The 847-nt window shown below is 71.4% G+C and carries 1 protein-coding gene; it reads right to left on the reverse strand.

The window, feature by feature from the left end:
• The coding region (locus ACM42_RS08385) for an AMP-binding protein (RefSeq protein ID WP_271527485.1) at nucleotides 1–847 on the reverse strand (847 nt) is incomplete at both ends.

Consider the following 847-nt stretch of genomic DNA (forward strand, 5'->3'; position numbering starts at 1 on the left):
GATGATGGAATCGCCGCCGAGCTCGAAGAAATTGTCGGTGACGCCGATGTCGGGCTGGCGCAGCAGGTCGGCCCAGATCGCTGCCAGCGCCGCCTCGGCCGGCGTGCGCGGCGCGACGTGCTCGACTGGCGTTGTGAGCTGATCCGGTGCCGGCAGCGCCTTGCGATCGATCTTGCCGTTCGGCGTCAGCGGCAGGCGCTCCAGCACCACGATCCGCGCCGGCACCATGTAATCCGGCAACACTAAGGACAAGGCCGTCTTGAGGGCGGCTCCGTCCAGTGCGTCGCCGCTGACATAGCCGACCAGCTGGCGACCGGCGCCGGCCTCGCGCGCCACCACCACGGCCGCGCGCACGCCCTGCTGTGCCATCAGCCGCGCCTCGATCTCGCCGAGCTCGATGCGGAAGCCGCGGATCTTCACCTGGTGGTCGGCACGGCCGACATAATCAAGCACGCCGTCGGAGCGCCACCGAGCCACGTCGCCGGTGCGATACAGGCGCGCACCGGGTGGACCGAACGGGTCGGGGATGAAGCGCTCGGCCGTCAGCGCGCCGCGTCGCCAATAGCCACGGGCCAGCCCCGCGCCCCCGATGTAGAGCTCGCCGGCAACGCCGACCGGCGCCAGGTTGAGATCGCCGTCGAGAATGTGCAGCGTGGTGTTGCCGAGCGGGCCGCCCAGCAGCGGACGATCGTCCTGCGCATCGAGCCGGTGACGCGCCGACCACACCGTCGTCTCGGTCGGGCCGTACAGGTTCCAGACCTCGCCGGCCTGCTCCACCAGCCGCCGCGCCAGATCCGGCGGCAGCGCCTCGCCGCCGCAGAGCACCCGGCAGCTCGCCGGCAGCAAA

This window comes from Bradyrhizobium sp. CCBAU 25338 (assembly GCF_028128965.1).
Taxonomy (GTDB): domain Bacteria; phylum Pseudomonadota; class Alphaproteobacteria; order Rhizobiales; family Xanthobacteraceae; genus Bradyrhizobium; species Bradyrhizobium liaoningense.